Below are 13721 nucleotides of genomic sequence, written 5' to 3' on the forward strand. Positions count from 1 at the left end.
ATGTATTTCACAATCTTGCATTTCATCGATAAAAGTGTCGTTTTTCTATGTTTTTTGCCGTTAATCTATTCGTCGATGTTTTTATAATTTTCATAATTCACTTTAACTAATTTATAGGCATTAAAACCTAAAAATTAGGGTTTCAGAACCTTTTTATTCATTTTTGATATTGCTATTAATCAAAGTCCCAAACGTTGATGAAACTTAATAATCAATCTTTGTTGAGATTGACACTATTATTTAAGCACCCAAACTATCCAACCCTAAAGGAGGTTTTGTGTAAAAATAATTTTGCAATTATAACTCTAGCTAAACGATGAAGCAGTTAATTACATTAGCTGTTTTATGTTCTTCGTTCTTTTGTTTTTCACAAACAAACGAGATCGACAGTTTGACTGTACACTTATCTTTTCAAAAGCAAGATTCATCCAAAGTTGATACTTCTTTACGTTTAATAAAAGCCCTTTACCAAGCAAAAAGCTACAAAAAAGCACTTACCTATATTGATAATACAGAACGTTTATCAAAATTTCTAAATCACACTAAAGGCATAGCTGATGTCAATTACTATAAAGCATTAATATATGCTCAAAGAGACGATTATTACAATGCTATAGATGGTTATAACCGTTCTAAACGCTACTATATACAATTAGGAGATACACTAGGTATAGCTAAAGTTAATAACAGTATTGGCTTAATAGAAATAAAACGAGGTAATTATACAGTAGGTCTAGAAAATTCGTTATCAGCTATCCAAACCTTTGAATCAAGAAACCTGAGGAACGAACTGAGTTCGGCTTATAACAACTTAGCTGAAGCATACTACAATACGAAGCAAGTAGACAAATCACTTGAATTTAATATTAAGGCGCTAAATGTAAGAGAACAACTAAGAGACAGCATAGGAATTAAAACCTCTACGCGAAATATTGCTTTGTTATATTCTGAAAGAAAAGAGCACAGAAAAGCCATAGAATATTACGAAAAAGTTTTAAAACTTTTAAATCCAATAACTGACAAGAAACTTAAAGGGGAAATTTTGCCTCGAATTGGCGCAGAGTATCTTCAATTTAAAGATTACGACAAAGCCGCTGAATATCTAGTTGAAGGATTGAATTTTAATAGAAAAAATAACAATGAAGATGGGATTTTAAGAGCATTGAATGCTGTAGGAGAATTGAACATTGAGCAAAATAATTACAGAACTGCACAAACCCAAATAGATGAAGCCTACTCTATTGCAACAAAAATTAATAATAAACCTGAGCTTCTAAAAAACTATAGATTGCACAAAGAATTAGATTCTATTAATGGTAAGTTTCAAAATGCTTTTTTCTGGCAAGGGAAATATTTCACTTTAAAAAGTGAACTAGATAAAGAAAATCAACCTAAAATTCCAATCATTACTAAGCCCATTGAGGTTAAACCTCTTATTGAGAATCAAGACGACTTTGATACTATAGCAAAACAGGAGCAAAAAGAAAAGGATGCCATTTTAGAAAAACGACTAAAGGCAATTTCATATATATTAGGTGCAGCATTTTTAATTGTCTCAACCATTCTCTTGTTGATTTATCTAAAACGAAAAAATACGCTAAAGTTTAATAGAGAACTTCGCGAAAAGAATACACAAATTAAACTTCAGAATGAAGAGTTATCAAAAAAAACAAATCATCTTGAAGAAGTAAATAATGTCAAAGACCGACTTTTTTCTATTGTATCCCACGATTTAAAAGATTCTATTTCATCAATAAAAGGGTTTATCGATCTCCTCAAGGAAGATGGGATATCTCGTGAAGAATTTTATGATTTAGTGCCAGAGCTTAGTGAAAATGCCGATAGCGCATCACAGTTACTTTACAACTTACTGAACTGGTCTAAATCTCAAATGCAAAATCTAGAGCCAAAACCTGAGTTATTTAATATTCAGGAAGTGTTTCAAAACAAAATGGCTTTGGTTGAACATAAAGTCGAACAAAAACGTATCGTTCTTATAGACGAATCCCATAGAGATTTCATTTATGCTGATAAAAGCATGATTGAGATTGTAATCCAAAATCTTATCACAAATGCCGTGAAATTCACACGAGTTGGCGATGTGATTACAGTATCAAATAGTGATCATAATGGAAAGAGCTTGATTTGTGTTGAAGATACTGGTGTTGGAATCTCTAGAGAAAATGTTGACAAATTATTTCAAAATGGTACGTTTAGCACTCGAGGGACTAGTAACGAAAAAGGAACTGGATTGGGCTTAACCATTTGTAAAGAATTAGTAGAACTCAATAATGGTAGAATTTGGGTAGAAAGCACACTTAATGTTGGCACAAAATTCTATGTAGAACTTCCAAAAGTCAAACCAGCAGAGTAATTATTTTTTGGTATCTTCCCAAAAAAACAAATCAATCATGAAGCGATATTTACTTATCCTTTTTGCAGTAAGCTTAGTGTTTAGCTGTAAGGATGACAAACAAAACACACAAGAAGAAACCAAACCAAATCACTTGCCTGAATTATTTTCATTGATGCAAGGCTCATATAATTCTGAAGTACAATCTCAAGTTGATTCTACCTACTATAATATCTCTCTTCACATGTATCCAATATGGGAAGACAAAGGAAACTTTCTATATGTAGAACAAGCACTCAATTCAACACAAGGCAAACCATATAGACAACGTATTTATGAAGTGACACAATTAAATGATAGTGTGTATAGCTCTGCTATTTATACCATTGAAAATGATTCGTTGTGGGTCGGAAAATGGAAAACACCTAAGTCATTTGATACACTCACTATGGATAAGGTCACAAAAAAAGAAGGTTGTGAAGTTTTATTACAACGCTTAGAGGCCAATTTATACAAAGGTGAAACTGGAGAAAAAACATGTGAAAGTACACTCTATGGTGCGTCTTATGCTACTAGTGAGGTAGAAATCATGGAAGACAAAATCATCTCTTGGGATAGAGGTTTTGACGATAAAGGTGAACACATTTGGGGTGCAGAAAAAGGTGGTTACATCTTCATCAAACTCGATGATTAAACTTTAGGTAAAAATACTTCTGCCATCATACAGCGTGCGCTTCCGCCTCCACAGGTTTCAATGGTCTCCAAAGAGCTGGATAAAATTGGACAGAATTTTTCTATATCGTCAATTTGTTTTTGAGTTAAGCTATCATGAGCGGCCTTACTCATCACTAAATAACGCTGGTCATTATGACCTTTTACCTGTAACATATTCCCAGCAAACTGATGCATTTGCTCCTCGGTAATATCTATGATTGATTTACCATCTGCTTTGAGGTGTTTAATCACATTTTTTCGTTCTTTTTTATCATCAATACTGTCTAAACAAATCACTGAAAATTTTTCAGCTAGGCACATCATAACATTAGTGTGATAAATAGGTAATCGCTTGCCATCAACAGTTTGATTGGCCGTAAATACAACTGGAGTATACTCAAAATCTTCACAAAACTCAATAAACAATTCTTCATCTGCTCGAGCAGATAATGCACAATATGCTTTAGAGTTTACACGATCAAGAAGTAAACTTCCAGTACCCTCTAGAAAAACACCTTCTTCTTCTGCACTTGTATAATCTATGATATTCTCAATTCTAAACCCTTCATTTTCTAAACGAATTAATACATCTTCGCGTCGTTCTCTTCGTCTATTTTCGGCATACATTGGGAATAAACCCACATCACCATTTTTATGAAAACTAATCCAGTTATTAGGAAAAATGGAATCTGGTGTGTCTTGAGATTTAATGTCTTCTTCAACAATTACTGTAACGCCAACAGCCCTTAATTTTTGCACAAAAGCGTCAAACTCATCTTGAGCTTTTAGATTTATTTCCGTATTCTTTAAATTTAATTCCTCTTGAAAATAATTATTTACGGCAGTTTCCTCATTCATCCTAAAATTCACAGGGCGAATCATTAAAATTGTATTAGTAGTTTGTGACATTTCTAAAAATTAAAGTGCCGTAAAATTAAATAATTTTAATGTAGAATTCTACATTGCACTTTTATTATTTTGATTGATTTTTAACCAATCTATTGCTGCCTGTCGCTCCCTGAAAATTTTAATTTCCCAATTGTTATGTTTGTTGACATCCATAACTATTTGAGTTGCCATTTCTGCACTAAGACTATAAACCACTACAGCTCTAAAGGCTATTAGATCGCTTAATTCACCCATAGCAACTTGAGCGTCAAACGTATAAGAATACGCATTTTCTTTATTAATTAAAAGAGAAATCGGTTTTTCGAAATGTGATTGTAATACTTTGCGGTAAATATTGACTATCGACTCATCAATAAGTACACCTTCGTTGATAATGACTTCAGCAATATTAGGTTCTATAACTGAAATCTTTCCAAAGGGTAAAATAAAAACTTTCATTGGCTATTAGTTTAGAGGGATAATCAAATTTAGATTAACTTTGAACTGTTTTTACGTATCGTTGATAAAGAAATAAACAACATATTAACAATCATCTTTCATTTTAAAACTTTAGCATGAAAAAAATAATACCACTTCTTCTAATTCTAATGTCTTGTTCTTCCGAAAAGAATAATCAGAGCAACGATTTTGCTACAGTTTTTGAAACGTCCAAAGGTCTACAAACTGCTACGTATGAAGAAACCATTTCATTCTATAAAAGTTTAGCAGAAACTTATGATGAAATTGATATCACAGCAATAGGAAAAACAGATTCGGGTAAGCCCCTTCATATAGTCACTCTTAATTCTGACGCTGAATTTGATCACACTAAAATCAAAGAGAACAAACGTATTATTTTAATAAATAATGGAATTCATCCTGGTGAGTCTGATGGTATTGATGCAACAATGATGCTGTATCGAGATATTGTAAAAGGCATCATTGATATGCCTACAGAAACAGTATTGGTAACGATTCCAATTTATAATGTCGGCGGAAGTTTAAACCGAAATTCTACAACAAGAACAAATCAAAATGGTCCTGAATCCTATGGATTTAGAGGAAATGCTCGTAATTTCGATCTCAATAGAGACTTTATTAAAGCTGACACTAAAAATGCAAAAGCCTTTTCGGTAATTTTTAATTTAGTACAACCAGATGTATTTATCGATAATCATGTAAGTAATGGTGCAGATTATCAATACACACTAACACATTTATTTACACAACATAACAAATTAGGAGGTCAACTCGGAACTTTCCTTCATACTCAAATGATGCCACAACTTGAAGAAAAGCTAGCACAAAAAGATTGGGATATTACTCCGTATGTTAATGTTTTTAATAGAACACCAGAAAAAGGCTTTACTCAGTTCATGGACTCGCCAAGATACTCAACAGGTTACACTACTTTGTGGAACACTTTGGGAATGATGGTAGAAACACATATGCTAAAACCTTACAAACAGCGTGTTGAAGGTACCTATGAACTCATGAAAAGTATAATAGAGATTACCGAGGCTGAAGGTGAAACCATTACCGAGTTACGTAGAAATGCATTGAGTGAACTCTTGGCAAAAAAAACATACCCATTACAATGGACTATAGATACAACTCAATCTTCAACATTACAATTTAAAGGTTATGAAGGTAAAATGATTGAAAGTGAAGTTACAGGAGCTCAACGTCTAAAATATGATAGAACTCTGCCATTCACAAAAAATGTAACCTACAGAAATTATATGAAACCGACTTTAGAAGTTGACATTCCTAAATCCTATGTCATCCCACAAGGTTGGTGGAATGTTATCAATCGCTTAGAACTAAATAATATTGTCATGCATCAATTTGAACGTGATACAATATTAAAAGTTACATCTTACAAGATTAAAAATTATGACACAAGAAAACAAGCTTATGAAGGTCACTATCCACATTATAACATTGAACTTGAAGCACAGGAAGAACAGGTGAAATTCTTAAAAGGTGATTACTTAATAAATACCAATCAACACGGTTTCAGATACCTTATAGAAACCTTAGAACCTCAAGGAGTTGACTCGTTTTTTAGCTGGAACTTCTTCGATACCATTTTACAACAAAAGGAAGGTTTTTCTCCTTATGTATGGGAAGACAAAGCCCAAGAGTTACTAACCAGACATCCAAAACTAAAGATAGATTTCAATCTCAAAAAAACCTACGACGAAGATTTTTCAAATAACTGGTATGCCCAATTGGACTGGATCCATAAACAAAGTGCGTATTATGAGAAAGCACACTTACAGTATCCTGTTTATCGTTTAGAATAAAATATATTTACAACAACAACCTAATATTGGCATAGCTATTTTTTAAAGCTTCAATGCTCTCATCTTGGCTTAACCAATTTACTTTAGTGATGCCTTCCTTTTCTTGAGGATATAGTTTTCCGTTGAAAGAGGTTTTCATCTCAAACCAATAGGTGATTTTAATCTTATGCTTTCCGTTTCGTTTAAAAATATGATAGGTTGTTGGAAGTGATTTTGTGATTTTTAATCCTTTGACTCCTGTTTCTTCTTCAACTTCTCTAATTGCAGTAGTTTCGATGGTTTCTTTACCTTCGGTTTTACCTTTGGGTAAATCCCATTTATCATTTCGATAAATAAACAAAATGTGTCCGCTCTCATTGTAAACCTTCCCTCCTCCTGCTATAACATTAGGTAAAAGTTTTAAGAATTTTTTTAAAAGTTTAGATTCAATGTCTCCAATAAGTCTTACCTCTTTTAGAGATGTAGAGTTAAGTTCTTTGATTACTTTACCAATATTCACCTTAGATAGAAGATAATTTTTAAAACCATTTTCTTCTTCAACTTTAGTGGTTAAAATAATTGGCTTGTCATTAACAAAAACTTGATACATGCTTTAGTTTTGTGAGTTTTCCAAAAAGTAAAAATATCATTTTTAAATATACATGTGCTAATTTTAAGGTTAATTTTATTTAGAATTTTAAAATCTACTATTATTAAAATTGTGTAGTTTTGCAACATGATTTTTGATAAAGAAACCGCTAAACAGACTGCCGAAGTTTTATTACAAATAAATGCAATAAAACTGCAACCCAATGAACCTTTTACTTGGGCCTCTGGCTGGAAATCACCAATATATTGTGATAATAGAATTGTACTATCATTTCCTCCTATAAGGAACTACATACGAGAAACCATGGCTAAGCACATCGAAGCCCATTATGGTAAAGTAGACGTTATTGCTGGTGTAGCTACTGGTGCTATAGGAATTGGGATTTTAGTTGCTGAATATTTAGGTCTTCCTTTTGTTTATGTAAGACCAGAAGCAAAATCTCATGGACGACAAAATCAAATTGAAGGTTTTATTGAATCTGGACAAAATGTTGTTGTCGTTGAAGATTTAATTAGTACTGGAAAAAGTAGCCTTAATGCTGTAAAAGCTCTAGAAGAAGCTGGCATAAAAGTAAAAGGAATGGTTGCGATTTTTTCTTACGGATTTGAAGTCGCTAAGAAAAATTTTGAAGCAGCAGAAGTTGAGCTTTATACATTGAGTAACTATGAAAATCTTTTAGAACAAGCACTTGAAACCATGTATATAAATAGCAAAGAACAAGAAGTTTTGGCACATTGGAATGACAATCCTAGTGAATGGAACGCTATTTGATTACTGGTAAAGAGTTATAAATAAATACAATAAACATATGAAATTAGAATCACCAAAAACTACTATAAATAAGTCGGCTCAAGAGACATTTGATTTTTTATCTGATGTAAAAAACTTTGAAAAATTAATGCCCGAAAACATAAGTAAGTTTGAGGTTTTGGAAGACGATAAATTTTTATTTGCTCTTAAAGGAATGCCTGAAATTGTATTGAAAAAGAAAGAAGCCATTGCTCCAAACAAAATAGTTTTAGGTGCAGCTGGTGGAAAACTGGACTTTTCGCTTACAGGATTGATTACTGAAATAGATACAACTTCTAGTGAAGTGGAATTAGTTTTTGAAGGCGAATTCAATGCAATGATGGCTATGATGATCAAAGGGCCAATAAGTAAATTCATCGAAACATTAGCTGGTAATATGCCTGCTCAGGTCTAGTATAACAGTCTTACTTCTTTAAGGTCAAATTCCTTTAAAATATTATCTTCAAGTAGTACTTGAAGGTAACCAGTATTTGAAACACCTTTTATAAAACCAGGAAACATTTCACCTTCGACATTTTCAAATGTTGAAGGTTTATTTTTTCTAAACAATTCGGACTCATAGAGTGCTTTTACCTTCTCAAATTGTTGCCTTTTAAGCATCTCTATGATAATCTTTAAATGCTTTATAACAGCTTGTAACACTTGATCCAAATCATAAAATACTCCAGATACCATTTGCATAGATGTTGCTTGTGGTAAATTCTCAAAATTGGTCTGATTTACATTAAGACCAAAACCAATAATGGTAGCATTTAGCTTATTATTTTTTATGACATTTTCGATTAAAACGCCAGATATCTTTTTTTGGTCTGCCAAAATGTCGTTAGGCCACTTTACTTTTACATGTTTAATTTGAAAGTTTTTTAACGCGTTTGATATAGCTAAAGAAATAGCCATACTAATATAAAAGCTATCTTCTACTGATAAAAAGGAAACATCAATAAACATACTAGCCATAAGGTTTTTTGACGGTTGAGAGTGCCAAGTCGTACCCATTTGTCCACGACCATTAGTTTGAGATTCTGCTACCACCACTGTATAATCTTCTAAAACTTCTGCATTACTTAGCTGTCTTAAAAAAGTATTGGTAGAGTCGATGGCATTAAGTTTGATTATACGCATAGTAATGTGCTCAAAAAAATTATAATTTTCTTATGATGAATATCTGTTTATAAGAAGTAAAAAAATAATAACTTTGTACAAAATTAAATCAATTTAATGGCGAAAAAAAATACGAATCCAGATCAACTTATAAGTACTGTTATTGCTGGCATTGAAGATGTAAAAGGAAAAGAAATTACGATTTTAGATTTAAGAGAAATTGAAAATACAGTATGTGACTACTTTATTATTTGTGAAGGTACTTCTAATACACAAGTAAACGCAATTGTAAATTCTATACAAAAAAAGGTAAGTAAAGAGCATAAAGATAATCCATGGCATGTAGAAGGAAGCGATAATGCAGAATGGGTATTAATGGATTATGTTAATATTGTTGTTCACGTTTTCCAAAAACATATTAGAGAATACTATGATATCGAAAGTCTTTGGGGAGACGCAATAACAACTCAAATCGAAACAAGTTACTAAAGAATATTAAATAAAAAACCACGATTGTGGTAATTATAGATGGCAAAAGACAATAAAAATTTAAATAAAAAACCTAAGTTCAGCCCATATTGGATCTACGGATTCGTCATTGCTGGAATTCTAGCAATTCAATTGTTTTCCGGTGGATTTGGCGGTTCTACAAGTAAAGATATCAATCCATCAGAATATTTTTCTTACATGGAAGATGGTGATGTTGAGAAGCTTCTCATTATAAATGATCGTGAAGCTCGTGTGTATTTGACTAAAGAAGCTTTAAATAAAGAAGTTCATAAAAAAGCTAAACCCAATAATATATTGCCTTCAGTTACAGCACAACCTAACTATGTATTTGAATTTGGTCATTTAGAAATATTTCAAAAAAAGATTGATGCTATTAATGAAGCAGACAACGATATTTTTGTCCCTATCGATTATGATTCCGAAGAAAATACATTTGGTAATATTATATTCTCTCTCCTACCATTTATTTTAATCATAGGTGTATGGATCTTTATCATGAGACGTATGTCTGGAGGTTCTGGTGGTGGTGCAGGCGGGCAAATTTTCAACATAGGAAAGTCGAAAGCTAAACTCTTTGATGAAAAGACAGATGTAAAAACTTCATTTAAAGACGTTGCAGGTTTAGAAGGTGCTAAAGAAGAAGTGCAAGAAATTGTTGACTTTCTGAAAAACCCTGAAAAATACACATCTCTTGGAGGTAAAATACCAAAAGGTGCATTGTTAGTTGGACAACCAGGAACAGGAAAAACCTTGCTAGCTAAGGCTGTGGCTGGAGAAGCTAAAGTTCCTTTCTTTTCTTTATCAGGTTCTGATTTTGTTGAAATGTTTGTTGGTGTAGGTGCTTCTCGTGTGAGAGATTTATTTAAACAAGCTAAAGAAAAATCGCCTGCTATCATTTTCATTGATGAAATTGATGCTATTGGTAGAGCTCGTGGAAAAAGTAATTTCTCAGGCTCTAATGATGAACGTGAAAACACATTGAATCAACTTCTAACTGAAATGGACGGTTTTGGAACCAATACTAATGTTATTGTATTGGCGGCTACTAACAGAGCCGATGTACTTGATAAAGCATTAATGCGCGCTGGACGTTTTGATAGACAGATTTTTGTAGATCTTCCAGATGTGAGAGAGCGTAAAGAAATTTTTGAGGTACACCTGAGACCTCTTAAACAAGCTGAAAAATTAGATATTGATTTTCTAGCTAAACAAACTCCAGGTTTTTCTGGTGCAGATATTGCGAACGTATGTAATGAAGCCGCTTTGATTGCTGCTCGTAATGGTAAAAAGGCTGTTGATAAACAAGATTTTTTAGATGCAGTTGACAGAATTGTAGGAGGTCTTGAAAAGAAAAATAAAATTGTTACCAAAGAAGAGAAAAAAGCAATTGCTTTTCATGAAGCTGGACATGCAACTGTGAGTTGGATGTTGGAACATGCAGCTCCTCTAGTAAAGGTAACCATCGTTCCTCGAGGACAATCGTTGGGTGCTGCTTGGTATTTGCCAGAAGAGCGTCTAATTGTTAGACCAAAGCAAATGTTAGATGAAATGTGTGCTGCACTTGGTGGTAGAGCTGCTGAAAAAGTGATTTTTAACGAAATTTCTACTGGTGCATTAAGTGATCTTGAAAAAGTAACAAAACAAGCGCGAGCTATGGTAACCGTTTATGGTCTAAGTAATAAAATTGGAAATTTAACCTATTACGATTCCTCAGGTCAAGAAACTGGTTTTACCAAACCTTATAGTGAGCAAACAGCAGAGTTAATCGATAAAGAAATTTCTGATATTGTTGAAGAGCAATATCAACGTGCAATTAATTTATTAGAACAGCATAAAGATAAGCTTACAGAACTCGCAGAAGTTTTGCTTGAAAAAGAAGTTATTTTTAAAGATAATCTCGAGAAAATATTTGGCGAACGTCCGTTTCATAAAGAAATAGAGGAGCGAAAATTAAAGGCAAATTCTGAAGAAGAGGAATAAAGTTCCAATCCTTAAATAATCTTATAAAAAACTTAAATTGACTCCCATTAATTTAAGTTTTTTTATATTTGATGAATACATTAATTCTATTAGGTTAATAGCAATTCCTATACATGAGTCTATTTCGTAAAATCTTCGGTTTAAAAAACACTCCTGAAGACAACATAAAAAGCGAAGAGAGAGGCAAGTACATGCCCGAAATAAAGCTGCCCGTAGATGAACAATTCACAATAAACTTCAAAGCTAATGGCGGAAAATTCCTCTATTGCGAAAATATGCAAGAAGTTCAAGATAGCTTACATTCTATTTTAAAGGAAAATAATTGGGGAGACGGTAAAGTATTATTATTTGATGAACGTCTCAATGAACTCTTTAAAGATTTCAAGTTTAATACCACAAAACGTATTTCAGAAAGCACCTTCTTTTTTTCTACCTGTGAATACCTTATCTCTGATGATGGGTCTCTACTTATCTCTTCAAACCAAATTGCAGAAAAGAAGTTAAAAGAATTACCAGATAATTTTGTCATATACGCCACAACTAGCCAGTTTGTTCAAAATATAGGAGAAGGCTTAAGAGGAATTAAAGGTAAGAATAGAGAAAAAATCCCAACAAATATCACCACAATCAAACATTTTAAAACAGTCGAAGATAAAGACTTTTTGACTTACGGAAGCAGCTCAAAAAACTTATATTTGTTGCTCCTAGAAGACTTATAAATGAAAGAAATTGGTACAAGAGCACTCTCAGGACTACTATATGTGTCTCTTCTTATTGCTTCCTTATATTGGCAAAATGCTTTAATTGCCCTCTTTTACGTATTTGGACTAATCTGTATGGCTGAATTCAAAAAACTGATTCAGTTACAAAGCTTTTTTCCTTACGTTGTTTTTTCGGTTTTATATTTTGGTTTTGCCTATTGGAAGATTATTGTAGATTCTGCTAAAGGTATTGATGAGGCAGCACAAATTCTATTAGTGATAACCATATTTGTACAATTAATACTAATTAAGGATCTGTTTTCTGAAAAAACAATTCCATTATTTAGCTCTAAGCGTTTTATCATAACTACATTCTACCTATCAAGCGGTTTTGTATTTTTACTATGTATAGCTAATTTCAATCAAACCTTTACCCCACTACTCCTATTAGGCTCATTTATATTAGTTTGGGTGAATGATACATTTGCATATCTCGTTGGGAAAAACTTTGGAAAACAAAAATTGTTTCCTCGAATTTCACCAAAAAAAACCGTTGAAGGTTTTTTAGGCGGACTCTTTTTTTCATGTATTGCTAGCTATTTTATTGCTAACTTTACAGATACGTTAAGCTTTACAAATTGGCTGATATTAAGTATTATTATAAGTGTTTTTGGAACGCTTGGTGATTTAATAGAATCCAAATTTAAACGTCAAGCCGATGTTAAAGACAGCGGAGTCATAATGCCTGGCCATGGTGGTTTACTTGATCGCTTAGACAGTATTATTTTTGCTGCTCCGTTTATATTTTTATTTTTAAGACTTGTCACTTATGTTTCATAAAGAAGGTTATAAGATCATATTTATTACACTTGTTGTAGTTATTATATCAATTTTAGCTATTGATAAATTCATAGATATCCAATGGTTACGATTAGTCCTTATGATTGGGCTATTGGTTGTATTGGTATTGATATTACAATTTTTTAGAAACCCTAAGCGACACACAAAAAAAGAAAACCATACAGCTGTATCTCCTGTTGATGGGAAAGTTGTTGTTATTGAAGAAGTTTTTGAGAAAGAAGTCTTCAATGATAAACGTATCCAAGTATCAGTATTTATGTCACCACTAAATGTGCACGTAACACGTTATCCCATTGGTGGAAATGTAACCTACAGTAAGTATCATCCTGGTAAATACCTTGTGGCTTGGCATCCTAAAGCTAGTGAGGAAAATGAACGAACAACTGTTGTAGTTGAAAACGATAACTTTGGAAAGGTCCTCTATAGACAAATCGCTGGAGCTCTCGCAAAACGTATCGTTAATTATGCAAAGGTAGAGGATAAAGCTGTTCAAGGATCTGATTCTGGATTTATTAAATTTGGATCTCGCGTAGATTTATTTTTGCCATTGGATGCTGATATAAAAGTTGAACTTAACCAAAAGGTAAGAGGAGGCGAAAGTGTTATTGCTGAAAAAGTATGACCTCAGAAGAATTAGACATAGCGTTTAGAGAAGCAGTAGAACGTATTAATGCGCATACTGAACCTTTTCCTGCAGATTTTTTATTGCGCCTATATGCTTACTATAAAAAGGCCAGTAATGATTACGGTAGGCCAAGCAGTAGTAAACCCATTATTAATGCCTTTAAAACAAATGCGTTATTCCAAGTACAAGACGTTAGTGAGGATGAAGCAAAACGTATTTATATAGACCTTGTAAATAACTACTTCCTATACCGAAAATAGCCTAACTACTAAACCCCAAA

15 protein-coding genes are annotated in these 13721 nt (G+C 32.7%); 11 read left to right on the forward strand and 4 right to left on the reverse strand.

The window, feature by feature from the left end; translation table 11 throughout:
• Nucleotides 1–316 precede the first annotated feature (316 nt).
• The gene (locus Q0783_RS15350; protein WP_298896586.1) at nt 317–2374 is read left to right on the forward strand and encodes a tetratricopeptide repeat-containing sensor histidine kinase; all 2058 of its coding nucleotides are present in this window, start codon (nt 317–319) and stop codon (nt 2372–2374) included.
• A gap of 37 nt (nt 2375–2411) precedes the next feature.
• Nucleotides 2412–3047: a chromophore lyase CpcT/CpeT gene (locus Q0783_RS15355; protein WP_298896588.1), complete on the forward strand. Its 636-nt coding sequence runs from the start codon at nt 2412–2414 to the stop codon at nt 3045–3047.
• Here the strand turns inward: Q0783_RS15355 and ctlX are convergent.
• Nucleotides 3044–3976 (reverse strand): citrulline utilization hydrolase CtlX, encoded by a 933-nt coding sequence (gene ctlX / locus Q0783_RS15360; protein WP_298896590.1) that lies wholly within the window; start codon nt 3974–3976, stop codon nt 3044–3046. The genes Q0783_RS15355 and ctlX overlap by 4 nt on opposite strands.
• A gap of 48 nt (nt 3977–4024) precedes the next feature.
• Nucleotides 4025–4414, reverse strand: a complete 390-nt coding sequence (locus Q0783_RS15365) for a hypothetical protein (protein WP_298896592.1) — start codon at nt 4412–4414, stop codon at nt 4025–4027.
• Between the two features lie 116 nt (nt 4415–4530).
• Here Q0783_RS15365 and Q0783_RS15370 point away from each other — a divergent pair, with 116 nt between their 5' ends.
• Nucleotides 4531–6264: a M14 family metallopeptidase gene (locus Q0783_RS15370; protein ID WP_298896594.1), complete on the forward strand. Its 1734-nt coding sequence runs from the start codon at nt 4531–4533 to the stop codon at nt 6262–6264.
• Nucleotides 6265–6271: 7 nt separating this feature from the next.
• Here the strand turns inward: Q0783_RS15370 and Q0783_RS15375 are convergent, their stop codons facing one another.
• On the reverse strand, nt 6272–6853 hold the full coding sequence (locus tag Q0783_RS15375; RefSeq protein ID WP_298760162.1) for an NUDIX domain-containing protein: 582 nt from the start codon (nt 6851–6853) through the stop codon (nt 6272–6274).
• Nucleotides 6854–6979: 126 nt separating this feature from the next.
• On the opposite strand from Q0783_RS15375, the gene pyrE reads away from it, so the two are divergent.
• Nucleotides 6980–7624, forward strand: coding sequence for an orotate phosphoribosyltransferase (gene pyrE / locus Q0783_RS15380; protein ID WP_298896596.1), 645 nt, complete (start codon nt 6980–6982; stop codon nt 7622–7624).
• A gap of 37 nt (nt 7625–7661) precedes the next feature.
• Entirely contained in the window at nt 7662–8057 is a 396-nt protein-coding gene (locus Q0783_RS15385; RefSeq protein WP_298896598.1) for an SRPBCC family protein, read from the forward strand.
• On the opposite strand, the gene Q0783_RS15390 is transcribed toward Q0783_RS15385, so the two are convergent.
• The gene (locus tag Q0783_RS15390) at nt 8054–8785 is read right to left on the reverse strand and encodes a biotin--[acetyl-CoA-carboxylase] ligase (protein ID WP_298896600.1); all 732 of its coding nucleotides are present in this window, start codon (nt 8783–8785) and stop codon (nt 8054–8056) included. The two genes, Q0783_RS15385 and Q0783_RS15390, sit on opposite strands and share 4 nt — an antisense overlap.
• A gap of 96 nt (nt 8786–8881) precedes the next feature.
• On the opposite strand from Q0783_RS15390, the gene rsfS reads away from it, so the two are divergent.
• From rsfS to Q0783_RS15420, 6 genes are all read left to right on the forward strand, one after another.
• Nucleotides 8882–9253: a ribosome silencing factor gene (gene rsfS / locus Q0783_RS15395; RefSeq protein WP_230936881.1), complete on the forward strand. Its 372-nt coding sequence runs from the start codon at nt 8882–8884 to the stop codon at nt 9251–9253.
• 39 nt (nt 9254–9292) lie between these two features.
• Complete coding sequence (gene ftsH, locus Q0783_RS15400) at nt 9293–11254, forward strand: ATP-dependent zinc metalloprotease FtsH (RefSeq protein WP_298896602.1); 1962 nt, start codon at nt 9293–9295, stop codon at nt 11252–11254.
• A 113-nt stretch (nt 11255–11367) separates the two neighbouring features.
• Nucleotides 11368–11973: an LUD domain-containing protein gene (locus Q0783_RS15405; RefSeq protein WP_298760173.1), complete on the forward strand. Its 606-nt coding sequence runs from the start codon at nt 11368–11370 to the stop codon at nt 11971–11973.
• A complete protein-coding gene (locus Q0783_RS15410) occupies nt 11974–12795 on the forward strand; it encodes a phosphatidate cytidylyltransferase (RefSeq protein WP_298896604.1) in 822 nt (273 codons plus the stop codon). It begins immediately after the preceding gene.
• Entirely contained in the window at nt 12785–13438 is a 654-nt protein-coding gene (locus Q0783_RS15415) for a phosphatidylserine decarboxylase family protein (RefSeq protein WP_298896606.1), read from the forward strand. The genes Q0783_RS15410 and Q0783_RS15415 overlap by 11 nt, the downstream gene beginning before the upstream one ends.
• Nucleotides 13435–13701 (forward strand): acyl-CoA-binding protein, encoded by a 267-nt coding sequence (locus tag Q0783_RS15420; RefSeq protein WP_230936876.1) that lies wholly within the window; start codon nt 13435–13437, stop codon nt 13699–13701. The genes Q0783_RS15415 and Q0783_RS15420 overlap by 4 nt, the downstream gene beginning before the upstream one ends.
• Nucleotides 13702–13721: the final 20 nt, after the last annotated feature.

It is taken from the genome of uncultured Psychroserpens sp., assembly GCF_947500255.1.
Taxonomy (GTDB): Bacteria; Bacteroidota; Bacteroidia; order Flavobacteriales; family Flavobacteriaceae; genus Psychroserpens.

What these genes read in the sequence shown, in the direction of transcription:
- ctlX (WP_298896590.1), bottom strand. Translation starts at nt 3,976, where the DNA reads ATGTCACAAACTACTAATACAATTTTAATGATTCGCCCTGTGAATTTT.
- Q0783_RS15390 (WP_298896600.1), bottom strand. Translation starts at nt 8,785, where the DNA reads ATGCGTATAATCAAACTTAATGCCATCGACTCTACCAATACTTTTTTA.
- rsfS (WP_230936881.1), top strand. Translation starts at nt 8,882, where the DNA reads ATGGCGAAAAAAAATACGAATCCAGATCAACTTATAAGTACTGTTATT.
- Q0783_RS15420 (WP_230936876.1), top strand. Translation starts at nt 13,435, where the DNA reads ATGACCTCAGAAGAATTAGACATAGCGTTTAGAGAAGCAGTAGAACGT.
- Q0783_RS15415 (WP_298896606.1), top strand. Translation starts at nt 12,785, where the DNA reads ATGTTTCATAAAGAAGGTTATAAGATCATATTTATTACACTTGTTGTA.
- Q0783_RS15385 (WP_298896598.1), top strand. Translation starts at nt 7,662, where the DNA reads ATGAAATTAGAATCACCAAAAACTACTATAAATAAGTCGGCTCAAGAG.
- Q0783_RS15375 (WP_298760162.1), bottom strand. Translation starts at nt 6,853, where the DNA reads ATGTATCAAGTTTTTGTTAATGACAAGCCAATTATTTTAACCACTAAA.
- Q0783_RS15405 (WP_298760173.1), top strand. Translation starts at nt 11,368, where the DNA reads ATGAGTCTATTTCGTAAAATCTTCGGTTTAAAAAACACTCCTGAAGAC.
- Q0783_RS15370 (WP_298896594.1), top strand. Translation starts at nt 4,531, where the DNA reads ATGAAAAAAATAATACCACTTCTTCTAATTCTAATGTCTTGTTCTTCC.
- Q0783_RS15410 (WP_298896604.1), top strand. Translation starts at nt 11,974, where the DNA reads ATGAAAGAAATTGGTACAAGAGCACTCTCAGGACTACTATATGTGTCT.
- Q0783_RS15365 (WP_298896592.1), bottom strand. Translation starts at nt 4,414, where the DNA reads ATGAAAGTTTTTATTTTACCCTTTGGAAAGATTTCAGTTATAGAACCT.
- ftsH (WP_298896602.1), top strand. Translation starts at nt 9,293, where the DNA reads ATGGCAAAAGACAATAAAAATTTAAATAAAAAACCTAAGTTCAGCCCA.
- Q0783_RS15355 (WP_298896588.1), top strand. Translation starts at nt 2,412, where the DNA reads ATGAAGCGATATTTACTTATCCTTTTTGCAGTAAGCTTAGTGTTTAGC.
- Q0783_RS15350 (WP_298896586.1), top strand. Translation starts at nt 317, where the DNA reads ATGAAGCAGTTAATTACATTAGCTGTTTTATGTTCTTCGTTCTTTTGT.
- pyrE (WP_298896596.1), top strand. Translation starts at nt 6,980, where the DNA reads ATGATTTTTGATAAAGAAACCGCTAAACAGACTGCCGAAGTTTTATTA.